Origin of the sequence: Streptomyces bullii (assembly GCF_042657145.1) — a bacterium.
In the GTDB taxonomy this organism is placed as follows: Bacteria; Actinomycetota; Actinomycetes; order Streptomycetales; family Streptomycetaceae; genus Streptomyces; species Streptomyces bullii.
In genome coordinates, this window is sequence record NZ_JBHSNY010000010.1 from 179,869 (window position 1) to 199,869 (window position 20,001).

Here is a 20,001-nt window from a genome sequence, read left to right on the forward strand (position 1 = left end):
CATGCCCTCGTACCGCTTGCCGGGCCTCCCGGAGGATGAGCCATGACCTGCGGAGTACTCCCCTGGGTGGAGACGGGGTCCTAGGTTTCAGGGTCTTCCCGGAGGGGGCGCCCCGTCTGTCCTGTTTCCTCCGGGCTGTCCTCACACGGAACCGGCTGTTCCAGCAGCGTCGGCACCCGATTCGCCATGAAGCGGGCCGCCCGCACGACAGATCCTCCCCCACTGCGTAAAAGGCGTGGGGGAACCCCCATCGGGTGACTTCGCTCACTTCGACCACGCCCCGGCGTACCGTCGTCTCCACGCGGTGCCCTGCCCCGCTCGCCGCCCCCTCGTACCCGCGCCTGCGGTCTCCGGCGTCCCCGACCGACTCGACGTCATCGCCCTTCACGGGGCCAATCCTCCTTCCACTGCGGGTGGTTGGGATCACGAACGGTGCGAACCAGCCCTGCCGGCATACCCCCTGACCATCCTTCACGTGCCCCGCCCGCCCCTGACAATCGATCGGTGCGAGAGGGCGCGGCCTCTGCGCGCGGGCGGCCGTGGAAACGTAAGCTGTGCCACGTCACACGGACCGGGCAGCGGGGATGGACATGGCGATGATGCGCCTGAGGCGCGAGGACCCGCGCGTCGTCGGCTCGTTCAAGCTACACAGACGGCTCGGCGCGGGCGGAATGGGCGTTGTCTACCTGGGTTCCGACAAGAAGGGGCAGCGAGTCGCACTGAAGGTCATCCGCCCTGACCTGGCGGAGGATCAGGAGTTCCGCTCGCGGTTCGCGCGTGAGGTCTCGGCGGCCCGGCGGATCCGCGGCGGGTGCACGGCGCGGCTGGTGGCGGCCGACCTCGAGGCGGACCGGCCGTGGTTCGCCACGCAGTACGTGCCCGGGCCCTCGCTGCACGACAAGGTAGCCGAGGAGGGGCCGCTCGGTGCGGCCGAGGTCGCCTCCATCGGGGCCGCCCTGTCGGAGGGGCTGGTCGCCGTGCACGAGGCCGGGGTCGTGCACCGGGACCTGAAGCCGTCCAACATCCTGCTGTCCCCGAAGGGGCCGCGGATCATCGACTTCGGCATCGCCTGGGCGACCGGCGCCTCGACGCTCACGCACGTCGGCACGGCGGTCGGCTCCCCCGGCTTCCTCGCGCCGGAGCAGGTGCGCGGGGCGGCCGTCACACCGGCCACCGACGTCTTCTCGCTCGGTGCCACGCTCGCGTACGCGTCGATGGGCGACTCGCCCTTCGGGCACGGCAGTTCCGAGGTGATGCTGTACCGCGTGGTGCACGAGGAGCCGCACCTGCACGGCGTGCCGGACGCCCTGGCACCGCTCATCCAGGCCTGTCTGGCCAAGGACCCGGAGGAGCGGCCCAGCACGCTCCAACTGTCGCTGCGGCTCAAGGAGATCGCCGCTCGGGAGGCGCAGGGCCTCGCCGACGTGCGTCCGCCCTCGCCGCGGGCCGGCGAGGCCGACCGGCCCACCGGGCGGCTCGCCGACAGCTACCCCGAGCGCGCCCAGCGCCGCCCGCACGGACAGCAGGGGGCCGGCGCGCAGGGTGGTCAGGTGACTCCCCCGCCGCGCGGTGCCGCTCCGGCACGCGGTGGAGTTCCTTCCCGGGGCGGGGCACGGGGCGTGACCCCGTCGCGCGGCAACAGCAGCTCGCGAGGTGGCGGCGCCGCGCGGGACAGCGTCGCCTCCCGGGGCAGCGGCGCGCGTACGGGAGGTACGCCGTCGCGGCCGGGTGCCGCGCGCCCCACACCCGCCTCCCGCACCACCACGCGCTCCGGCACCGGGAACCGCCCCGTCTCTCGCGGCACCGGACGCCCGGCGGCCAGGAACACGGGGACCGGACGGCGGCCGCGACCGGCCAATCCGCGGCTGCTGCGCCAGCGGCTGTTCGTGTTCGTCGTGGTGACGCTGCTGGTGGCGCTCGGCATCGCCCTCGTACAGGGCTGCCAGGGCCCGTCGCGGGGACTCGGCGGTGACGGCGAACGGGTGCCGCAGGAGCAGGTGCGGCAGGACTTCAAGCCGCTGGACGAGGACGGGCTCATGTCCCAGCGGTACGAGTCGGTGCTGGAGCAGGACGACTAGGCCGGCCCCCAGGATGCGCGCCCGGGCCGGGCGGCGGGTCACAGCTCCGGCAGGATCCGTTCGAAGAACTCGCGGTCGCCGTCGAAGACGGGGTTCAGGGCGAGGAACTCCCGCGGGGTGACCCAGCGGGTGTCGGCGACCTCGGCGGGGTCGGGGACCACCTCTCCGCAGTCGGCGCGGGCGGTCCACCAGTGCAGGCGAAAACGGCCGTCGTCGGTCTCCGACTCCCAGACCTTCGCCAGGGGCTCGACGGTCAGGCCGACCTCCTCGCGGACTTCGCGGACCAGCGCCTGCTCCTGTGTCTCGCCCGGTTCGACCTTGCCGCTGAGCGGTTGCCAGTAGCCGGGGCGGGCGACCGCGGGGCCGCGCCGGATCGCGAGGACTCGGTGGCCGCGCAGCAGTACGGCGACGATCGCGTGGCGCTGCTCCACAGCCGCCTCCTAGTCGCGGGGACGGCCGGTGGCCACCGCGTAGAAGGCCACGGCCGCCGCCGCGCCCACGTTGAGGGAGTCGACGCCGTGGGACATCGGGATGCGCACCCACTCGTCGGCGGCGACCAGCGCCTGGGTGGACAGGCCGTCGCCCTCGGCGCCGAGCATGAGGGCCACGCGGTCCATCCGGTGCGGGGCGGCCTCGTCGAGCGGCCTGGCCTTCTCGTCCGGGGTGAGGGCGAGGAGCGTGAAGCCCGCCTCGCGGACCGAATCCAGCCCCTTGGGCCAGGTGTCCAGACGGGCGTAGGGGACGGAGAAGACCGCGCCCATCGAAACCTTCACGCTGCGGCGGTACAGGGGGTCCGCGCAGTCCGGGGAGAGCAGGACCGCGTCCATGCCGAGGGCGGCGGCCGAGCGGAAGATCGCGCCGATGTTGGTGTGGTCGTTGACCGACTCCATGATCACGACCCGGCGGGCGGTGCGCAGGAGTTCGGCGGCCGTGGGCAGGGGCTTGCGCTGCATGGAGGCGAGAGCGCCGCGGTGCACGTGGTAGCCGGTGACCTGCTCGGCGAGCTCTGGGCTGACCGCGTACACCGGGGCCGGGAGCTCGTCGATGACGTCGCGCATGACGTCGACCCACTTGGCCGAGAGCAGCATGGAGCGCATCTCGTAGCCCGCTTCCTTGGCCCGTCTGATGACCTTCTCGCCCTCGGCGATGAAAAGGCCCTCGGCCGGTTCGCGCTTGCGGCGCAGTTCGACGTCGGTCAGGCCCGTGTAGTCGCGCAGGCGCGGGTCGTCGGGGTCCTCGACGGTGATGAGATCGGCCACAGGGTGATACTGCCTCGTCCTGAGTGCGGTGCCAACGGCTGGGATCGGTCGTGTTACCCGGGGTTACTCCAGGCCTCGCGGGCCGACGCCGACGACCTCGCCGATGACGATGACTGCCGGAGGCCTGACCTCGTGGGTACGGACCGTCTCGGCGACCGTGGCGAGGGTGGCGTCGACGCGGCGCTGGGCGGCCGTCGTGCCCTCCTGCACCAGGGCGACCGGGGTGTCCGGGGACTTGCCGTGCGCGACGAGCGTCTCGGCGATCTTGCCGATCTTGTCGACGCCCATGAGGATCACCAGCGTGCCGGTCAGCTTGGCCAGCGACGGCCAGTCGACCAGGGAGCGCTCGTCGTCGGGGGCCACGTGCCCGCTGACCACGGTGAACTCGTGGGCGACGCCCCGGTGGGTGACCGGGATGCCGGCCGCGCCCGGCACCGAGATGGAGCTGGAGATGCCGGGCACGACCGTGCAGGGGATGCCCGCCTCGGCCAGCGCCTGGAGCTCCTCCATGCCCCGGCCGAAGACGTATGGATCGCCGCCCTTCAGCCGGACGACCGACTTGCCCTGCTTGGCGTGCTCGATCAGCGCGTTGTTGATGGCCTCCTGCGCCATGAAACGGCCGTACGGGATCTTCGCCGCGTCGATCACCTCGACGTGCGGCGGGAGTTCGGCGAGCAGGTCGCGCGGGCCGAGGCGGTCGGCGATGACGACGTCGGCCTCGGCGAGGAGGCGGCGGCCGCGCACGGTGATCAGGTCCGGGTCGCCGGGGCCGCCGCCGACGAGGGCGACTCCCGGGGTACGGGTGCGGTGGTGCGGGGCCACGAGGGTGCCGTCGCGCAGGCCCTCGACGACCGCGTCACGGACGGCGGCGGTGTGGCGGGGGTCGCGGCCGCGCGCGTCCGTGGTCAGGACGGCGACCGTGACGCCCTCGCTGGTGCCGGTGGCCGGGGTCCAGGCGGTCGCGGCGTCGGCGTCGTCGGAGCGGACGCACCAGACGCGATGGCGTTCGGCCTCGGCGGAGGCCGCGCGGTTGGCCTCGGGGTCGCTGGTGGCGATCAGGGCGTACCAGGCGTCCGCGAGGTCGCCCTCCGCGTACCGGCGCCGCTCCCAGGTGATCTCGCCGGCGTCCGCCATCGCCTCGACGGACGGGGTCGCCTCCGGGGAGACGAGGAGGATGTCCGCGCCCGCGGCGATGAGGGCCGGGAGGCGGCGTTGGGCGACCTGGCCGCCGCCGAGGACGACCACGCGACGGCCGGTGAGGCGGAGGCCTACGGGGTAGGCGGGGTGTTCGGCCATGAGGGTGCGGCTCCTCGGGCAGGCGGCGTGCGATGGGCGCTACGGCTCTGGAGCAGCCCTGACGTGCGGATTTTAGACGTGGGTTCAGCGTACGGCGGGGGTGGGGTGCCGGCGACGGACCGCTCGTGGACCCCACCCCGGCCGGACGCTACTTCTCGGTGACTCCCGCCGAGTCGAACGTCGCGACCTCGTGCATCGCCCGTGCCGTGCTCTGCACCAGCGGCAGGGCGAGCAGCGCGCCCGTGCCCTCGCCCAGGCGCAGGTCGAGGTCGACGAGCGGGCGCAGGCCGAGCTTGTTGAGCGCGGCGACATGGCCGGGCTCGGCGCTGCGGTGGCCCGCGATGCATGCGGCCAGCACCTCGGGGGCGATCGCGCGGGCCACGAGGGCCGCGGCGCCGGCGCTGACGCCGTCCAGGATCACCGGGGTACGCAGGGAGGCGCCGCCGAGGAGCAGACCGACGATGGCGGCGTGCTCGAAGCCGCCGATCGCGGCGAGGACGCCGATCGGGTCGGCCGGGTCCGGCTGGTGCAGTTCCAGCGCGCGGCGGACGACCTCGGTCTTGCGGGCGAGGGTCTCGTCGTTGATGCCGGTGCCCCGGCCCGTGACCTCGGCCGGGTCGGCGCCCGTGAAGACGGAGATGAGCGCGGCGGACGCCGTCGTGTTGGCGATGCCCATCTCGCCCGTCAGCAGCGCCTTGTTGCCGGCCGCCACCAGGTCGCGGGCCGTCTCAATGCCCACCTCGATGGCCTTCTTGGCCTCCTCGCGGGTCATCGCGGGGCCGGTGGTCATGTCGGACGTGCCCGCGCGGACCTTGCGGGGCAGCAGCCCGGGCGTCGCCGGCAGGTCGGCGGCGACACCGACGTCCACGACGCACACCTCCGCGCCGACCTGGGTGGCGAAGGCGTTGCAGACCGCTCCCCCGCCGAGGAAGTTCGCCACCATCTGGGCGGTGACCTCCTGCGGCCAGGGGGTAACGCCCTGGGCGTGCACGCCGTGGTCACCGGCGAAGATCGCGACGGCGGCGGGCTCCGGGATCGGCGGCGGGCACTGGCGGGACAGGCCCGACAGCTGCGCGGAGATGATCTCCAGCATGCCGAGTGCACCCGCCGGCTTGGTCATGCGCTTCTGCCGCTCCCAGGCCTCGCCGAGCGCCTTGGCGTCCAGCGGGCGGATCTGTGCGACGGTTTCGGCGAGCAGGTCGTGGGGGTCCTCCCCGGGCAGGGCGCGGCGGCCGTACGTCTCCTCGTGCACGACCCACGACAGCGGGCGGCGCTTGGACCAGCCTGCCTGCATCAGCTCCGGCTCGTCCGGGAACTCGTCGACGTACCCGACGCACAGGTAGGCGATGACCTCCAGGTGCTCGGGCAGGCCGAGGGCGCGGACCATCTCGCGCTCGTCGAAGAAGCTGACCCAGCCGACGCCGAGGCCCTCGGCGCGGGCGGCGAGCCAGAGGTTCTCCACGGCCAGCGCGGCGGAGTACGGCGCCATCTGCGGCTGCGTGTGACGGCCCAGGGTGTGGCGGCCGCCGCGGGTCGGGTCGGCGGTGACGACGATGTTCACCGGGGTGTCGAGGATGGCCTCGATCTTCAGTTCCTTGAACTGCTTCGCCCGGCCCTTGGGGAGAGACTTCGCGTAGGCCTCGCGCTGGCGCATGGCCAGTTCGTGCATGCTGCGGCGGGTGTCCGCCGAGCGGATGACGACGAAGTCCCAGGGCTGAGAGTGGCCGACGGAGGGCGCGGTGTGGGCGGCCTCCAGGACGCGGAGCAGCACCTCGTGCGGGATGGGGTCGCTGCGGAAGCCGTTGCGGATGTCGCGGCGTTCGCGCATGACCTTCAGGACGGCCTCGCGCTCGGCGTCGTCGTACGGGGGCGCGGCCGGGCCCGTGGGCTGTCGTTCTTCTGCCACTGCGGCCGTGCTCTCTTCTTCCTGGACCTGCTCGACCTGCTGGTCTCGCCGGTCGTTCCGGTGGTTGTGGTCTTCCTGGTCTTCCTGGTCCGCGGCCCGGGTGTCCAGGTCGTCCGCGTTCTGCACCAGTTCGGGATCCGGCGCGGTGTGCGCTCCGGCCCGTGCCGCCTCGGCCGCGCGGGGTGCGGGGACAGTGGCGGCGGGGTCCGGCGCCGGGTGCGCGCTCGGTTCGGAGCCCTCGGCCGGCGGGAACTGGCCGACGGGCTCACCGGGGCCGGTCTCCTGAGGGACGCCGCCGGGCTGGACGGAAGCGTCGCCGGGGCCGGGCTCGTCCTGCGCCTCGGGGGCGGCCGTGGGCGCCGCGTCGGGGGCGGGAGGCTCCACGGCCTGTGCTCCGGCAGGCTGGGCGGCGGCCGGGGCGGGAGCGGGGGGCGTCGCCGCCTCGCCGGTTGCGGGGGCGGGCGCGTCCACGCCCTGGGGAGCGGCGTCCACCGGGCCCGGCTGTTCCGGGAGGGACACCTGCGCCTCGGGCGCTGCGGGCACTTCGGCGGCGGGCTGGACGGCCTGGGCCTGCTGCGGGCCCTGCACCGGCTGCGGGTCGTGCGGCTGGGCCTGCGGGAGGGGCTGCTGCTCGGGGTGTCCCTGCGCCGGGCCTGCGACGGGCACGGTGTCCGCCTGCGGGTGCTGGGTGGCCGGTGCGCTGTCGACCTGAGCGACCTGCGGGGCCGGGTCGGTGCCCGCCTGCGGGTGCGGCGGTTCAGGGGCTGCGGCGGAGACGTCCTCGGCGGGGGCCGGGGAGCCGTGTGCCGACTGCGGCGCCTGTGGGGCGGCCGCGGGCGCGGACTCCGGGAGGGGCGCTGTCTCGATGGTCTCTCCCGGGGCCGGCGCCGCCGGCTGGAGGGATGCGGGGGCGGGCGCCATCGACTCCGCCGTGGGGGCGGACGCGACCGGCTCGGCTGCGGGGGCGGGCACGGCGGTGTCGGTGGGCTGGGCCGGGGCGGCGAACGTCTCGGGGGCTTGAGCGGTCTCGTGGGCCTGAGCGGTCTCGTGGGCCTGAGCCGTCTCGTGGGCCTGAGCCGTCTCAAGGCCGACGGTTCCGGCGGCGTGAGCAGACTCGGGGCCGACGGTCTCGGCGGCCTGCGCGGCCTCGGACGCGACCGTGCCCGCGGCCTGAGCCGTCTCCGGGCCGACGGCCTCCGGAGCCTGGGGAGCCGCCTCCGGGGCAGCCCCGTCGACAGCGGGCGCGACGGCCCCGGGGACGGCCGCCTCGGCAACGGGCGCGGCTGTCTCCGGACCGCCGGCCTCGGGGCCCGATTCGGAGGCGGTCGCCTCAGGCGCCTGCGCCACACTCTCAGAAGCGGTCCCCGCAGGAGCGGGCACGACGGCGTCAGGGCCGGTCTCTCCCGCGGGCACGACGGCCTCAGCCCCGTTCGGCTCCGGGGCGGACTGGTCGGCGACGGCCTCGGGTGCGGTCGCCGGCTCGGCGACGGTGGACTCGGCCACCGGGGTTTCAGGAGAGGCAGCCACCGGAGCGTCGGCCGCCGACGTGGCGTCGGGCACCTGGGCCTGCTCCGGAGCGGCGGCGACTTGCTGGGACTGGACCGTCTCGTCAACCGGTCCGGTGTCCGAGACCGCCTGCCCCTGCGCGGCCTCGCCGACCGGGGCGGCGGCGGTCCGGCCGTCGCTCTCGGCGGAAACCACGGGTACGCCCGTTTCTCCTCCCTCGCCCGGATCCTGGGCAAGGCTTTGGGCGACCTCACCGGCGGGGGCCTCGGACGACGGCTCCTGCCCCGCGCCCGCCACGGCGCCCTCAGCAGGCGCGGCCTGGTCGGACAGCGCCGCACCACCCTGCTCGCCCACGGCCTCCGTTTCCTGCGCACCCTGCGGAGCCCGCACTGCCCGCCCGGCCTCCGCCGGCTGCTCCGCAGCCGCGCCCTGGTCCGTCGGCGCGCCGACGGTCGCCGTGCCCGCCTCCGTCGCGACCCGGGCGATCACCGCCTGCGCGGCGCCCACCGGCTCCTGCGCCGACTCGTGCGCGGGCGCGGGCGCCGGGACAACCGTTTCCCCAGGCGCCTCCCCGGCGCTCACCGGGGCCTGAGCCACGGCCTGCGCGCCCCAGGGCACCGCCGACTGCGCGGGCACCTGCGCGGGCGTCTCCTGCGCAGGGGGGGCGTCGAGGTACTCGGGGCCACCCGTCGTGGGCGGGCCGGGCTGCCGTACCGGCACGGCCGCCGGGCCGCGGTCGGCGAGGGAGCGGACCGGGCTGGCGGAGGTGTCGGGGATGGGCGGGCCGAGGTGCAGCGGCCGGCGCGGGGTGATGGGCGGGATCGGCGGGGGGTCGGGCAGACGCACGCCGCCGAGGTCGACCGAGCCGCTGTCGCGGCCGGAGAGTTCGTGCGCGTCCGGCTGGTGCACGGTCTCGACGACCGGCTCCGGCGCGGGCGGCGGGACCTCGTTGCCCCAGGCGCCCTGGGCGCCCGGCAGTAGCAGGTCTTCGTCCTCGGCGGTGGTTTCGGAGAGGTAGGCGTACGAGCCGTGCGCGGGGGCGCCCGGCTGCTCCACCATGCCTGCGTTCTCCGGCAGCCCCTCGCCCGGGACCTGGCCGGTGTCGGTCATGCGTACCCCTCGCCCATCGGTTAGTGCTTCTACGACCAGCTCACCCGGAACGGCGCACTGACCGCCCCACAGTGAAGAACGAGCGTGCGTCCTCAGCGGCACGAACGGCGCGCCCGGAAAAGGCGACAAAACCATTCACTGGCATTGTCGCGGCCGTACCGCCGTCGCGACAGCATGATCGGCGACGGTTCCGCTGTGGACTGCGCCACGTTGCGCGTCCTCCGGTTCTGCCGTACCACACCCATCCCAAATGGGGTGGGTTTTCCGGACATTGACCGACGAACCGCCGGGCGTCCGAGTGCGGTGCAGCGATCGGCCAGCCTACCGCGCGCGGTACGACAACCCGATCACGGGGACGGTATGAGGGTCAGGGCGCGCGGTCCGGCAGAACCCCGCTGAGCAGGAACGCGACGCTCCGTTCCTTCTCCGTCCAGGCCCTGGTGTCGAGTTCGACGGACTGCAGGAGGGCGCACTCGACGCGGTAGCCGTGTTCGGTCAGGTCGCGGCCGATGAGTTCGGCGGCGTCGCGGGTGGCGGCGTGGGTGACGATGCGCTGCGGGCGGCGGTCGGCGACCGCGGAGACCACGGCCGCTCCCCCGCCGGCGACGCGGACGACGTCCGGTTCGGGGAGTCTCTCCAGGACGTGCGGGGCGGTGCCGTGGACGATCTGGAGCTGGACGCCCCAGCGGCGGGCGGTGGCGTCCGTGCGGGCGCAGGCGTTGAGGTCGCTGTCGACGGCGATGACGGCGGCGCCGGCGCGCGCGGCCTCGACGGCGAAGGCGCCGCTGCCGCAGCCGATGTCCCACACGAGGTCGCCGAGGCGCGGTCCCAGCCGGGCGAGTTGGGAGGTGCGGAGCAGGTCGGTCTCGCTCTCGCCGAGGTCGCCGCCGTACGCCGCGGCAGGCCGCGACCAGCCGCGCGGTCCGGTGGACGGGTCGCGTCCGGCGATCCAGCCGCCCGACTCGCCCGCGGCGGCCGGGCCGCCGATGACGATGACGACGTTGGGATCGCGCCAGGTGTGGTCGGCGGCCTTGTCCGAGGTGACGACGGTGACCTGCTCGCGTGCGGTGCCCAGTTCCTCGCAGATGACGAAGGTGCGGTGGATTCCCTCCAGGAGCAGGCCGAGTTCGGCGGGTCCGGCGCCGGGTGAGGTCAGGACCGCGACTTTGGTGTGGGCTCGGCAGACGTTCACCGCGCGTCGCAGGGTGCGGGGGTGTGCGACGACCACGTGGGCGTCGTCCCACGGCATCCCGGCGCGGGCGAAGGCGGCGGCGACGGAGGAGACGGCGGGGACGACCTCGACCTCCAGGCCGAACTCGGGCGCGCGCAGGGTGCGTACGACGCCGAAGAAGCCGGGGTCGCCGTCGGCGAGCACGACGGCGGTGCCGCGGTGGGCGGCGATGCGGCGGGCGGCGAGGGCGACGCTGCCGAGACGGATGCGCTCGGCGGTCGGGGGCACCTCGGCAAGCGCGAGGTGGTGGGCGGCACCGGCCACCAGCGTGGCGGCGCCCAGGGCGGCGCGTGCCGCGGCGGTCAGCGGCGAGCCGTCCCAGCCGATCACCGTGACCCGGTCGGCCATCGTCGTCAGTCTCCTGGTGGTTCTCGCAGGTGGTGCAGGTCGTTCGGGGCAGGTCGTGCAGGTTGTCCGGTTCAGGTCGTTGCGAGCTGGTGGTCCGGAGCGTGCCGTGGGAGCTCGTTGTCCGGAGCAGGTCGTCCGTGCGCGGTCGCTCCGGGTGGTGCCGGCGGGTGAGGCCGGGCGGTGGTGGTGCGAACGGCCCGCGGGCGGGCTCCGTGAGGGTACCCGGTGAACGCGCCGGCGGGTGCGCCGGAGCCCGGGCCGTGGGATCAGTTCCAGTCGTCGAACGAGGTGAAGCCGCCGGTCAGCTGGTCGCCGACGCCCTCCAGGTCCTCGGGCAGCAGGCTCCAGACGATGAGGTCGGTGCGGACGTCGGTCCACTCGCCGTTGTCCGCTCTGCTCCGTGCTATCCAGGCGCCCCGCAGCACGCCCTCGCTGATGCAGCCGATCTTCTGGGCCACCTGCTGGGAGGCGGTGTTGTCGGCGGCGGTGCGCAGTTCCAGCCGTTCGAACTTCTGGTCGTGGAAGAGCCACTGCGCGGCGGCGAGAGCGGCTTCGGAGGCGTAGCCCTCGCCACGGGCCCAGGGCGCGATGACGTAGGCCATCTCGCTGGAGCGCACCCGCCAGTCGGTGTTCTTCAGGTGTACGACGCCGACGAGGCGCTGGGTGAGGAACTCGGTGACGGCGAAGACGATGCCGCGGCCCTCGGTGCGTTCGGCGGGGGCGAGGTCGGTGATCCAGTGTCGGGCGTCGGCCTCGGTGTAGGGCTGCGGCACGGAGGTCCAGGCGGTGACGAGTTCGTCGTTCATCATCTCGGCGAACGCCTCGACGTCCGGCTCCTCGAAGGGGCGCAGAACCAACCGCTCCGTGCTGAGGGAGACGTCGGGGAAGGTGCCTGTCATGCGCCACTCCGTAACCTTCGGAAAACCTTCAGGGCCTGCTGAACTGCCCAGCATGCAGCATGAAAGCACCGAACCGCACCACGGGGTGCCCTCCCGCTCGGGAGGGCACCCCGTGGGTGCCTGCGGCTCGGCGGGCGCCTCAGAAGGAGGCGATCACGGAGCCGGCGTACTTGTCCTCGATGAACTTCCTGACCTCGGGCGAGGTGAGGAGCTCGGCGAGCTTCTTGACGCGCGGGTCGCCCTCGTTGCCCTTCTTGACCGCGAGGAAGTTGCCGTACGGGTTGTTCTTCGCGGACTCCAGGACGAGGGCGTCCTCGGCGGGCTTCAGGTCGGACTCGATGGCGTAGTTGCCGTTGATGACGGCGGCGTCCACGTCGTCCAGGGAGCGCGAGGTCTGGGCCGCCTCCAGCTCCTTGAACTTGAGGTTCTTGGGGTTCTTGGTGATGTCCGAGGGAGTCGCCTCGTTGCCGACGCCGTCCTTGAGCGTGATCAGACCGTTGGCGGCGAGCAGCTTCAGCGCCCGGGCCTCGTTGACGGTGTCGTTGGGGATGGCGACGGTCGCACCGCTCTTGAGGTCGTCGGCCTTCTTGACCTTGTGGGAGTACAGGCCGAGAGGCTCCAGGTGGACCGTGACGACGGGCACGATGTGGGTGCCGTTCTTCTTGTTGAAGTCGTCGAGGTACGGCTGGTTCTGGAAGTAGTTGGCGCCCGCCGAGCCGTCCTCCGTCGCCGTGTTCGGCGTGACGTAGTCGGTGAACTCCTTGACCTCCAGGTCGAGCCCCGCCTTCTTCGCCAGGTTGTCCTTGACGTAGGTCAGGATCTCGGCGTGCGGGACGGGGCTGGCGGCGACGACCAGCGGGCCGGAGGTGTCGGCGGAGGCGGAGTCCTTGCCCGAGCCGCAGGCGGTGAGCCCGAAGGTGAGGGCTCCGGTGGCGAGGACGGCGGTGGTGAACTTGGCGGTGTTACGCACGAAAAGTGCCTTTCCTTATGGGTGGTGCGACCCCGTCTTGGGTGGAACGGGGAGTCAGGGGGTAAGGGGTTACGCCGGCGCGGGTCTCAGGCGACCTTGCTGACGTCGGCCGCCGCGGGCTCCTTGGCCCTGAGCAGCCGGAGCTTCGGGCCGGGGCCGGAGCGGCCGCCGCGGCGGTGCAGGGTGCGCGCGGCGTGGTCGCCGGCGAACTGGATCAGCGAGATGACGACGGCGAGGATCGCGACGGTGATCCACATCAGGCCGGTCTCGAAGCGCTGGTAGCCGTAGCGGACGGCGAGGTCGCCGAGTCCGCCGCCGCCGACCGTGCCGGCCATGGCCGAGTAACCGATCAGGGCGATGACCGTGGTGGTCGTGCTGGCGATGAGCGACGGGAGCGCCTCGGGCACGAGGACCTTGCGGACGATGGTCCAGGTGTTGCCGCCCATGGCCTGCACGGCCTCGACGAGCCCGTGGTCCACTTCGCGGACGGCCGTCTCGACCAGGCGCGCGAAGAAGGGGATGCCGCCGATGGCGAGCGGCACGATCGCGGCCTCACTGCCGATGGTCGTGCCCGTCACCCAGCGGGTGAAGCTCATCAGCGCGACCATGAGGATGATGAACGGCATCGAGCGGCCGACGTTCACGACCTGCCCGATGGCCTTGTTCAGCACGGTGCTCTGCAGCAGGCCGCCCTTGTCGGTGAGGACGAGCAGGATGCCGAGGGGAAGGCCGCCGAGGACGGCGATCAGGGTGGACCAGCCGACCATGACCAGCGTCTCGGTACAGGCCTGTGCCAGCAGCGGCTGCATCTCGGACCAGGTCACTTGGCGCCCTCCTTGACCAGCGCGGGCGCGTCGCCGGAGGCGCCCAGGACATCGATGTGCAGCCCCTGTTCGCGCAGGAAGCCGATCGGTACGACGTTGTCCTCGTAGCGGCCGGGCAGTTCGAGGCGCATGCGGCCGACCTGGAGGCCGCCGACGGTGTCGATGGCGGCACCGAGGATCGATATGTCGATGTTGTAGGTGCGGGCGAGCTGGGAGATGACCGGCTGGGTCGCGCTCTCGCCCTGGAAGGTGACGTCGAGGACGGTGCGGTCGTCGGCGGAGGCCGCACCGCCGAGCGGGAACAGCGCGGAGGCCAGTTCGGAGCCCGGGGTGGCCAGGAGTTCGCTCACCGTGCCGGACTCGACGACGCGGCCCCTGTCCATGAGGGCGGCCGAGTCGCAGATCGACTTCACCACGTCCATCTCGTGCGTGATGAGCAGGACGGTCAGACCGAGCTGCCGGTTCAGATCGCGCAGCAGCGTCAGGATCGAGCGGGTGGTCTCCGGGTCGAGGGCGCTGGTGGCCTCGTCGGACAGCAGCACCTTGGGGTCGCCGGCGAGGGCGCGGGCGATGCCGACGCGCTGCTTCTGGCCGCCGGAGAGCTGGGCCGGGTAGGCCTTTGCCTTGTCGGCGAGGCCTACCAGGTCGAGCAGTTCCAGCGCCTTGCGGGAGCGGTCCTTCCCGGACTTGCCGAGGATCTCCAGCGGCAGTTCGACGTTGTCCTGCACGGTCCGGGAGGCCAGCAGGTTGAAGTGCTGGAAGACCATGCCGATACGGCTGCGCACCCGCCGCAGTTCCCTGCCGGCGCGCGGTCCGCGACCGGCCAGGGCGGTGAGGTCCTGCCCGTCGACCGTCACGGTGCCCGCGGTGGGGCGTTCCAGCAGGTTGACGCAGCGGATGAGCGAGGACTTGCCGGCGCCGGACTGGCCGATGACGCCGTACACCTCGCCTTCGCGGACGTGCAGGTCGACGCCGTCCAGGGCGGTGACCTCGCGTCCGCGTGAGCGGTAGACCTTGGTCAGGCCCGAGGTGGTGATCACGTGGGTTTCCGTCACTGTCGAGTGCGCGGCGCGGGTGTGGGCGCCGGCACGAGGCGTTCAGGGTCGAAGCAGCCTGGGCGCAGCACGGCTCTCGCGAACGCGGTGGAACCGGGGAGAAGGCGGTGTGCGCGGGGCGTGACTCAGTCGGGTACGCCGTGCGTACGCGCGGACATGAGCGGGCTCTCGCTTCGGGGCGCGAGGCTCAGGTGGTGCAGGGGCCCTCTAGAAAGCACACATTCGGCACATACAGTGCGCGCGACCCATGCAACGAGCACCGGGCGTCGGGGTCGCCTCGGTCGCAGGGATGCGGTCGCTCGTCGTGGTCATGCGATCAGTAAAACATGCGTACGGTCCTGACCGGGCACCGCTGTCCGCATACTGGACAGCGGTGGACAGGGAGCGGACGGCCGTCAGGCGCGTACGGAGATCTCGATTCCCCGGTCGGTGACCAGTGCGGACAAGGCCGACAGGTCGTCCACCACCAGGTCGGCGTGGAGCTCGTGGGCCCGGTGGGTTGTGGTCAACGCCACGGTGGTCATGCCGGCGGCCCGGCCCGCGGCGAGGCCCGCGGGGGCGTCCTCGAAGACGACGCAGTGGGCCGGGTCGACGCCGAGGAGACGGGCGGCGAGCAGATAGGGCTCGGGGTCGGGCTTGCCGCGGGTGATGTCGTCAGCGGCGACGAGGGTCTTGGGCAGGATGCCCACGGCGTCGAGGCGGGCCTCGGCCAGGCGCCGGGTGGCGGACGTGACGACGGCCCAGCACTCGGCGGGCAGCGCGTCGAGGAAGGCGCGGGTCCCGGGCAGCAGGTGCACGCCACCGTTGGGCACGTCCTCCACCTCCAGGTCCTCGATCCGCGCGACGGCCTGCGGCACGACGGCCGCGGGCAGCAGGTCGGCGGCTATCTCCGCGGCCGGCCGCCCGTGCAGCTCCACCCGCGCGAACTCCTCGGCCGTGATCCCGTACTCACCGGCCCACCGCGTCCAGCAGCGGTCGACGGACGCGAGGGACGAGACGAGGGTTCCGTCGTTGTCGAACAGCAGGGCTTGAGCGTGGATCTTCATGCCTTCGACCCTACGGGGCCGCGGCAGCCGGCCCGGCCGGGGTCGGCGGCCCCGGGTCTTTTCGGCCGTATTAAGGTCACTGCCATGCTTGATGCCCTGACGCTGGCGACCGGCGTCGCCGCGCTGCTGCTCGCCGCCTGGTGCGGCTGGGCCGCGTACCGCGACCAGCCGACGAAGGACTGGCACTTCATCGGGATGGCCGTGGTGACCCTGCTGACGCTGGTCCAGCTGGTGGTGGGGATCGTGCGGCTGGCGCAGGGCGAGAAGCCGGAGCAGGGCACGACGATCTTCGTGGCGTATCTGCTGGGCGCGTTCGCGTGCGTTCCGGCGACGGGCTTCATGTCGCTGGCGGAGCGGACCCGGTGGGGTTCGGTGACGGTGGCCGCCGGCGGTGTCGTGCTGGCCGTGCTGGAGGTGCGGCTCCATGACATCTGGGGAGGCTGAGATGGCGACGCGGACGCGGCTGACCAGCGGGCCGGGGATGTTGCTGGTGTGGCTGTACGGCGTGATGGTCGTGGGGGCGGTGTCGCGGTCGGCGTACCAGATCGCCACGGAGTTCGACCGGGCTCCGCTCGCTTACTCGTTGTCGGCGGCGGCGGGGCTGGTGTACGGGTTCATCACCTACACGCTGGTGCGGGGTGGGGAGACGGCCCGTAAGGCTGCGCTGGTGTGCTGTGTCGCCGAGCTCGCGGGCGTGCTGACGGTCGGGACCTGGACGTTGGTCGAGCCGTCGGCGTTCCCTGACGCCACCGTGTGGTCGGACTACGGGATGGGGTACGTCTTCATCCCGGTGGTGTTGCCCTTGTCGGCGATCTTCTGGCTGCGGAAGTCGCGGCGCGGGGAGGCCGCCTGAGGTGATCAGGCGGCCACCGGTCGCCTGCGGCAGGTCTCGTCACGCGGCGCAGCCCCCCCAGGGTGCGGCGCCGCGCCCCTGAAGGACTCAGGCCGTTTTCGCGTACGTCCCCGCCTGCTTCTCCAGGACGATCATCGTGATGCCGTCCGCGCCCTGGGACGTCCCCACCGCCTCGTAACCCACCCTGCGGTACAGGCGCAGGTGGCCCTCGCTGCGGTGGCCGGTGTGGAGACGGAACTTCTTGGCGCCGTGCTGCTCGGCCAGGGCCGACTCGGCGGCGCGCAGGAGGCGGGCCCCGATGCCGTGGCCCTGGAGTCGGGGGTGGACGCAGAGTTTGCCGATGGCGGCGGCGCCGTCCTCGGTCACCGAGCCGTGCACCGAGCCGACGACCTCGTCGCCCAGCCGCGCCACGAACACGCAGTCCTCCGCGACCTCCTTGCGCACCGAGTCCAGGGTCTGGACGAGCGGGTCGATGCGGTAGTTGCCGTACAGCGCGGCCTCGCTCTGGAAGCACAGGTACTGCAACCTGAAGATCTGCTCCGCGTCCTGCTCGGCCGCAGCAGAGATGGTCACGCTCATGCCCATGTGCGCACGCCTCCCGCTCACCTGATCACCTGTCGTCCCTCACTCCTATCCCCGTCCTCAGCGGGCCGCAACCTCCGGTGTGAGCAAACGCCGCAGGCATCCCAGGCATTTGGAGCGTTCCGGGCCCAGACTGCCCTGTGAGATACCCAACTCCCCCGCGATTTCCCGGTATGTCAGGTCCTGGGGGGAGAGCAGGGCCTCCATCAGACGGGGACAGCGGCCGGGGAGCCGGCGGACCGCGTCGCGCAGGGCGCGGCGCCGGGCGGCGGCCAGGGCGAGCCGTTCGGGATCGCGGTCGGCGTCGTCGGCGGGCTCGACGGCGTACGGCCGTTCGCGGCGGGTCGTCCGGCGGGTGCGACGCGCCTCGGAGCGGACCGCCCGGCGCAGCCAGCCCTGCGGATCGCGTGGTGGGTCCTGCGCTTCGAGGCGCTCCAGGAGGCGGAGCCAGACCGCCTGCTCCAGATCGCCCGGCTCGGCCCCCGAGGCATGCGCCTCGGCGGACGCCTCGGCGGTGAGCAGCGGGCGCAGAGCGGTGACCAGGTCGTGCGTCATGTACGGAGCGACGCGGCCGCCCGGGCGACGGGTTGCCCGGGCGGCCGGAACTCACCCCAATCGGGGAAGGAGGACTCAGCGGTTGACGAAGTCCTGGCGGGCCAGCAGGCCGGTGTCGGGGTGGTCGGTGAAGACGCCGTCGATGCCGGTGGCGAAGTACGTCCGGTAGGCGCCGAAGACATCGCCGTAGGCGTCGGCGTCGGTGCCCTTGCGGAAGTTGGCGGGCAGGAAGGGGTTTTCGTTGCGCAGGGTCCAGGGGTGCAGGACGAGACCCACCCGATGGGCGTCCGCGACGAGGGTCGTCGGCTCGGTGAGCTTGCCGGACGCGTCCTTGGGGATGATCAGGTCGAGGGTCGGGCCGATGCCCTGGGCGTAGGAGGCGATCTCGCGCAGGCCGGCCGGCTTGATCAGGTCGGCGACCTTGCGCGGGTCACCGGTCTCCACGAAGTCCCAGGGGCGGTCGTTCGCGCCGGAGAGCAGCACCACGAGCGGGTTGTCGACCAGCTTGTTCAAGCGCTGGATGCTCGTCGGCTCGAAGGACTGGAGGATGACCGGCGAGTTCCACCGGTCCTTGCGGTGCTTGCGCAGCAGCTTGGCGACGCGCTGCTCCAGTTCGAGGCCCTGCTTGCGGAAGTAGGTGGGGTGCTTGAGCTCCGGGTAGATCCAGACCTGCCTGCCCCGCCTGCGGGTCTGCTCGTCCTGCCACTTCAGGACCTCTTCGAAGGTCGGAATCTCCCAGCGGCCGTTGTAGAGGGTGTTGTGGGGGCGGTTGGCCGGGATGCGCTCGATCGCCCGCAGGGTCTTCAGCTCGGCGAGCGTGAAGTCCTCGGTGAACCAGCCGGTGGTGGAGACGCCGTCGAGGAGCTTGGTCTTTTTGCGGTCGGCGAACTCCGGGTGCTCGGCGACGTCCGTGGTGCCGCCGATCTCCGGCTCGTGGCGGCAGACGAGGTGACCGTCCCTGGTGGGGACGAGGTCGCCGGCCTCGACGATGTCGGCTCCCATGTCGAGGGCGAGGTCGTAGGCGCCGAAGGTGTGCTCGGGGCGGTAGCCGCTGGCGCCCCGGTGGCCGATGATCGTGGGGACGGGCAGGCTCTTCATGCCACGGCCCTGCTGACGGACGTCGGCTCTCGCCGTGCCGGACAGGCCGAGGACGGCGCCGCCTCCGAGCACGGCCGCGCCCAGGAGCGCCCGCCGTCCGGTGCCGAGCGCGTTCTCCCGGGCCTGCTCGTTCGACTTCTGCGTTCCCATCAGTGGCCTCCCTGCCGTCGACCTCGTGTTCCTGTGCCCCGGCCTCGTGCCGCCGGTGCGGGCCGATCGTAGGGGCGCGTACATGACGGATGGGAGACCCCCGGTGGAACACGTGGGTGACGCTGGATGTCGGAGGGCCTGTGCGTGGGGAGAGGTGACGGTCCGTCGGTTCCGGTCCGATTCGGTCCGGCCCCGCGGGGGACCCGTCCGGTGCGCCCCGGGCGATGTCGGTCACATCGTGGCGGTCGCGTTACGTGCCGTCCACGGCGCGCCACCGCAGGTAAACGTGCGTCAACGGTGCGTAAGGTCTCGGTGAATCCGATCTGCCCGATGTGCGGGACCCCCCGGGCCGCGAGTAATGTCCTCACCTGCACAGACTCAATACGGCATCCATCGACGGCATCTTGACTCCGGAGGGCCCGTTGTCCCGCTTCGCGTTCATCAAGGCAGTGCTCGGCCCGATCATGCGCCTGATGTTCCGCCCCCAGGTGGAGGGCGCGGAGCACATCCCGGCCGACGGTCCGGTGATCATGGCCGGCAACCACCTGACGTTCATCGACTCGATCGTGCTTCCGCTGGTCACCAAGCGGCAGGTGTTCTTCATCGGCAAGGACGAGTACGTCACCGGCAAGGGCATCAAGGGCCGGCTGATGGCGTGGTTCTTCACCGGCGTCGGCATGATCCCGGTCGACCGGGACGGCGCGAACGGCGGTGTGGCGGCGCTGATGACGGGCCGCCGGGTGCTGGAGGAGGGCAAGGTCTTCGGCATCTACCCCGAGGGCACCCGCTCCCCCGACGGCCGCCTGTACCGCGGCCGCACCGGCATCGCCCGGCTCACGCTGATGACCGGCGCGCCCGTGGTGCCGTTCGCGATGGTCGGCACCGACAAGCTCCAGCCGGGCGGCCGGGGCATGCCGCGGCCGGGCCGCGTCACGGTCCGCTTCGGCGAGGCCATGGAGTTCTCCCGGTACGAGGGCATGGACCGCGACCGCTACGTGCTGCGGGCGGTGACCGACTCGGTGATGGCGGAGGTCATGCGGCTGTCCGGGCAGGAGTACGTGGACATGTACGCCACCAAGGCGAAGAAGGCGGCGTAGGCGTTCGACGGCGGAAGGCTGTCCGAACCCGGGGGTGACAACGCCCCTGGCTCCGAGGCCCGGAGGCCGCCCGACCCGGGGCGGTGGCAGGCCGCCTGCTCCAAAGCCCTTGGAAGGCCGCGCGACCCCGATGTCTCC

At 72.7% G+C, this 20,001-nt stretch carries 17 protein-coding genes and 1 pseudogene; 4 read left to right on the forward strand and 14 right to left on the reverse strand.

All coding sequences use genetic code 11. The features are described from left to right. Positions 1-80 precede the first annotated feature (80 nt). Positions 81-388, reverse strand: a pseudogene (locus tag ACFPZJ_RS28000) (hypothetical protein). Between the two features lie 196 nt (positions 389-584). Between ACFPZJ_RS28000 and ACFPZJ_RS28005 the strand changes: the two are divergent. Next, entirely contained in the window at positions 585-2,078 is a 1,494-nt protein-coding gene (locus tag ACFPZJ_RS28005) for a serine/threonine-protein kinase (RefSeq protein WP_381027680.1), read from the forward strand. Positions 2,079-2,116: 38 nt separating this feature from the next. Here ACFPZJ_RS28005 and ACFPZJ_RS28010 read toward each other — a convergent pair whose 3' ends face one another. The 10 genes from ACFPZJ_RS28010 to ACFPZJ_RS28055 all read right to left on the reverse strand — a co-directional run bounded on the left by ACFPZJ_RS28010 (position 2,117) and on the right by ACFPZJ_RS28055 (position 15,528). Further along, positions 2,117-2,509 carry an NUDIX domain-containing protein gene (locus tag ACFPZJ_RS28010; RefSeq protein WP_381027091.1) on the reverse strand — a complete coding sequence of 131 codons (393 nt, stop codon included), beginning with the start codon at positions 2,507-2,509 and terminating at the stop codon, positions 2,117-2,119. A gap of 9 nt (positions 2,510-2,518) precedes the next feature. Beyond that, positions 2,519-3,337, reverse strand: a complete 819-nt coding sequence (locus ACFPZJ_RS28015) for a TrmH family RNA methyltransferase (protein WP_381027094.1) — start codon at positions 3,335-3,337, stop codon at positions 2,519-2,521. A 63-nt stretch (positions 3,338-3,400) separates the two neighbouring features. Beyond that, positions 3,401-4,633: a uroporphyrinogen-III C-methyltransferase gene (cobA, locus tag ACFPZJ_RS28020; protein ID WP_381027097.1), complete on the reverse strand. Its 1,233-nt coding sequence runs from the start codon at positions 4,631-4,633 to the stop codon at positions 3,401-3,403. 148 nt (positions 4,634-4,781) lie between these two features. After that, on the reverse strand, positions 4,782-9,155 hold the full coding sequence (cobT, locus tag ACFPZJ_RS28025) for a nicotinate-nucleotide--dimethylbenzimidazole phosphoribosyltransferase (protein ID WP_381027100.1): 4,374 nt from the start codon (positions 9,153-9,155) through the stop codon (positions 4,782-4,784). A 367-nt stretch (positions 9,156-9,522) separates the two neighbouring features. Then, positions 9,523-10,734: a precorrin-6y C5,15-methyltransferase (decarboxylating) subunit CbiE gene (cbiE, locus tag ACFPZJ_RS28030; protein WP_381027103.1), complete on the reverse strand. Its 1,212-nt coding sequence runs from the start codon at positions 10,732-10,734 to the stop codon at positions 9,523-9,525. A gap of 266 nt (positions 10,735-11,000) precedes the next feature. Continuing rightward, the gene (locus tag ACFPZJ_RS28035) at positions 11,001-11,633 is read right to left on the reverse strand and encodes a GNAT family N-acetyltransferase (protein WP_381027106.1); all 633 of its coding nucleotides are present in this window, start codon (positions 11,631-11,633) and stop codon (positions 11,001-11,003) included. Between the two features lie 139 nt (positions 11,634-11,772). Then, positions 11,773-12,603, reverse strand: a complete 831-nt coding sequence (locus tag ACFPZJ_RS28040) for a MetQ/NlpA family ABC transporter substrate-binding protein (protein ID WP_381027108.1) — start codon at positions 12,601-12,603, stop codon at positions 11,773-11,775. Between the two features lie 86 nt (positions 12,604-12,689). Beyond that, a complete protein-coding gene (locus ACFPZJ_RS28045) occupies positions 12,690-13,427 on the reverse strand; it encodes a methionine ABC transporter permease (RefSeq protein WP_381027111.1) in 738 nt (245 codons plus the stop codon). Then, positions 13,424-14,467 carry a methionine ABC transporter ATP-binding protein gene (locus ACFPZJ_RS28050; RefSeq protein ID WP_381027113.1) on the reverse strand — a complete coding sequence of 348 codons (1,044 nt, stop codon included), beginning with the start codon at positions 14,465-14,467 and terminating at the stop codon, positions 13,424-13,426. The genes ACFPZJ_RS28045 and ACFPZJ_RS28050 overlap by 4 nt, the downstream gene beginning before the upstream one ends. A gap of 410 nt (positions 14,468-14,877) precedes the next feature. Then, entirely contained in the window at positions 14,878-15,528 is a 651-nt protein-coding gene (locus ACFPZJ_RS28055) for an HAD-IA family hydrolase (protein WP_381027116.1), read from the reverse strand. A gap of 84 nt (positions 15,529-15,612) precedes the next feature. On the opposite strand from ACFPZJ_RS28055, the gene ACFPZJ_RS28060 reads away from it, so the two are divergent. Further along, positions 15,613-15,972, forward strand: coding sequence for a hypothetical protein (locus tag ACFPZJ_RS28060; protein WP_381027118.1), 360 nt, complete (start codon positions 15,613-15,615; stop codon positions 15,970-15,972). Further along, entirely contained in the window at positions 15,953-16,381 is a 429-nt protein-coding gene (locus tag ACFPZJ_RS28065; RefSeq protein WP_381027121.1) for a hypothetical protein, read from the forward strand. The genes ACFPZJ_RS28060 and ACFPZJ_RS28065 overlap by 20 nt, the downstream gene beginning before the upstream one ends. Before the next feature lie 87 nt (positions 16,382-16,468). Here the strand turns inward: ACFPZJ_RS28065 and ACFPZJ_RS28070 are convergent, their stop codons facing one another. From ACFPZJ_RS28070 to ACFPZJ_RS28080, 3 genes are all read right to left on the reverse strand, one after another. Then, a complete protein-coding gene (locus ACFPZJ_RS28070; protein ID WP_381027683.1) occupies positions 16,469-16,966 on the reverse strand; it encodes a GNAT family N-acetyltransferase in 498 nt (165 codons plus the stop codon). A 57-nt stretch (positions 16,967-17,023) separates the two neighbouring features. Next, on the reverse strand, positions 17,024-17,518 hold the full coding sequence (locus ACFPZJ_RS28075) for an RNA polymerase sigma factor (RefSeq protein ID WP_381027124.1): 495 nt from the start codon (positions 17,516-17,518) through the stop codon (positions 17,024-17,026). A gap of 75 nt (positions 17,519-17,593) precedes the next feature. Beyond that, positions 17,594-18,766, reverse strand: coding sequence for a glycerophosphodiester phosphodiesterase (locus ACFPZJ_RS28080; RefSeq protein ID WP_381027127.1), 1,173 nt, complete (start codon positions 18,764-18,766; stop codon positions 17,594-17,596). 422 nt (positions 18,767-19,188) lie between these two features. Here ACFPZJ_RS28080 and ACFPZJ_RS28085 point away from each other — a divergent pair, with 422 nt between their 5' ends. Further along, positions 19,189-19,863: a lysophospholipid acyltransferase family protein gene (locus ACFPZJ_RS28085; RefSeq protein ID WP_381027130.1), complete on the forward strand. Its 675-nt coding sequence runs from the start codon at positions 19,189-19,191 to the stop codon at positions 19,861-19,863. Positions 19,864-20,001 lie beyond the last annotated feature (138 nt).

What these genes read in the sequence shown, in the direction of transcription:
- ACFPZJ_RS28005 (WP_381027680.1), top strand. Translation starts at nt 585, where the DNA reads ATGGACATGGCGATGATGCGCCTGAGGCGCGAGGACCCGCGCGTCGTC.
- cobA (WP_381027097.1), bottom strand. Translation starts at nt 4,633, where the DNA reads ATGGCCGAACACCCCGCCTACCCCGTAGGCCTCCGCCTCACCGGCCGT.
- cobT (WP_381027100.1), bottom strand. Translation starts at nt 9,155, where the DNA reads ATGACCGACACCGGCCAGGTCCCGGGCGAGGGGCTGCCGGAGAACGCA.
- cbiE (WP_381027103.1), bottom strand. Translation starts at nt 10,734, where the DNA reads ATGGCCGACCGGGTCACGGTGATCGGCTGGGACGGCTCGCCGCTGACC.
- ACFPZJ_RS28035 (WP_381027106.1), bottom strand. Translation starts at nt 11,633, where the DNA reads ATGACAGGCACCTTCCCCGACGTCTCCCTCAGCACGGAGCGGTTGGTT.
- ACFPZJ_RS28055 (WP_381027116.1), bottom strand. Translation starts at nt 15,528, where the DNA reads ATGAAGATCCACGCTCAAGCCCTGCTGTTCGACAACGACGGAACCCTC.
- ACFPZJ_RS28060 (WP_381027118.1), top strand. Translation starts at nt 15,613, where the DNA reads ATGCTTGATGCCCTGACGCTGGCGACCGGCGTCGCCGCGCTGCTGCTC.
- ACFPZJ_RS28065 (WP_381027121.1), top strand. Translation starts at nt 15,953, where the DNA reads ATGACATCTGGGGAGGCTGAGATGGCGACGCGGACGCGGCTGACCAGC.
- ACFPZJ_RS28070 (WP_381027683.1), bottom strand. Translation starts at nt 16,966, where the DNA reads ATGGGCATGAGCGTGACCATCTCTGCTGCGGCCGAGCAGGACGCGGAG.
- ACFPZJ_RS28075 (WP_381027124.1), bottom strand. Translation starts at nt 17,518, where the DNA reads ATGACGCACGACCTGGTCACCGCTCTGCGCCCGCTGCTCACCGCCGAG.
- ACFPZJ_RS28080 (WP_381027127.1), bottom strand. Translation starts at nt 18,766, where the DNA reads ATGGGAACGCAGAAGTCGAACGAGCAGGCCCGGGAGAACGCGCTCGGC.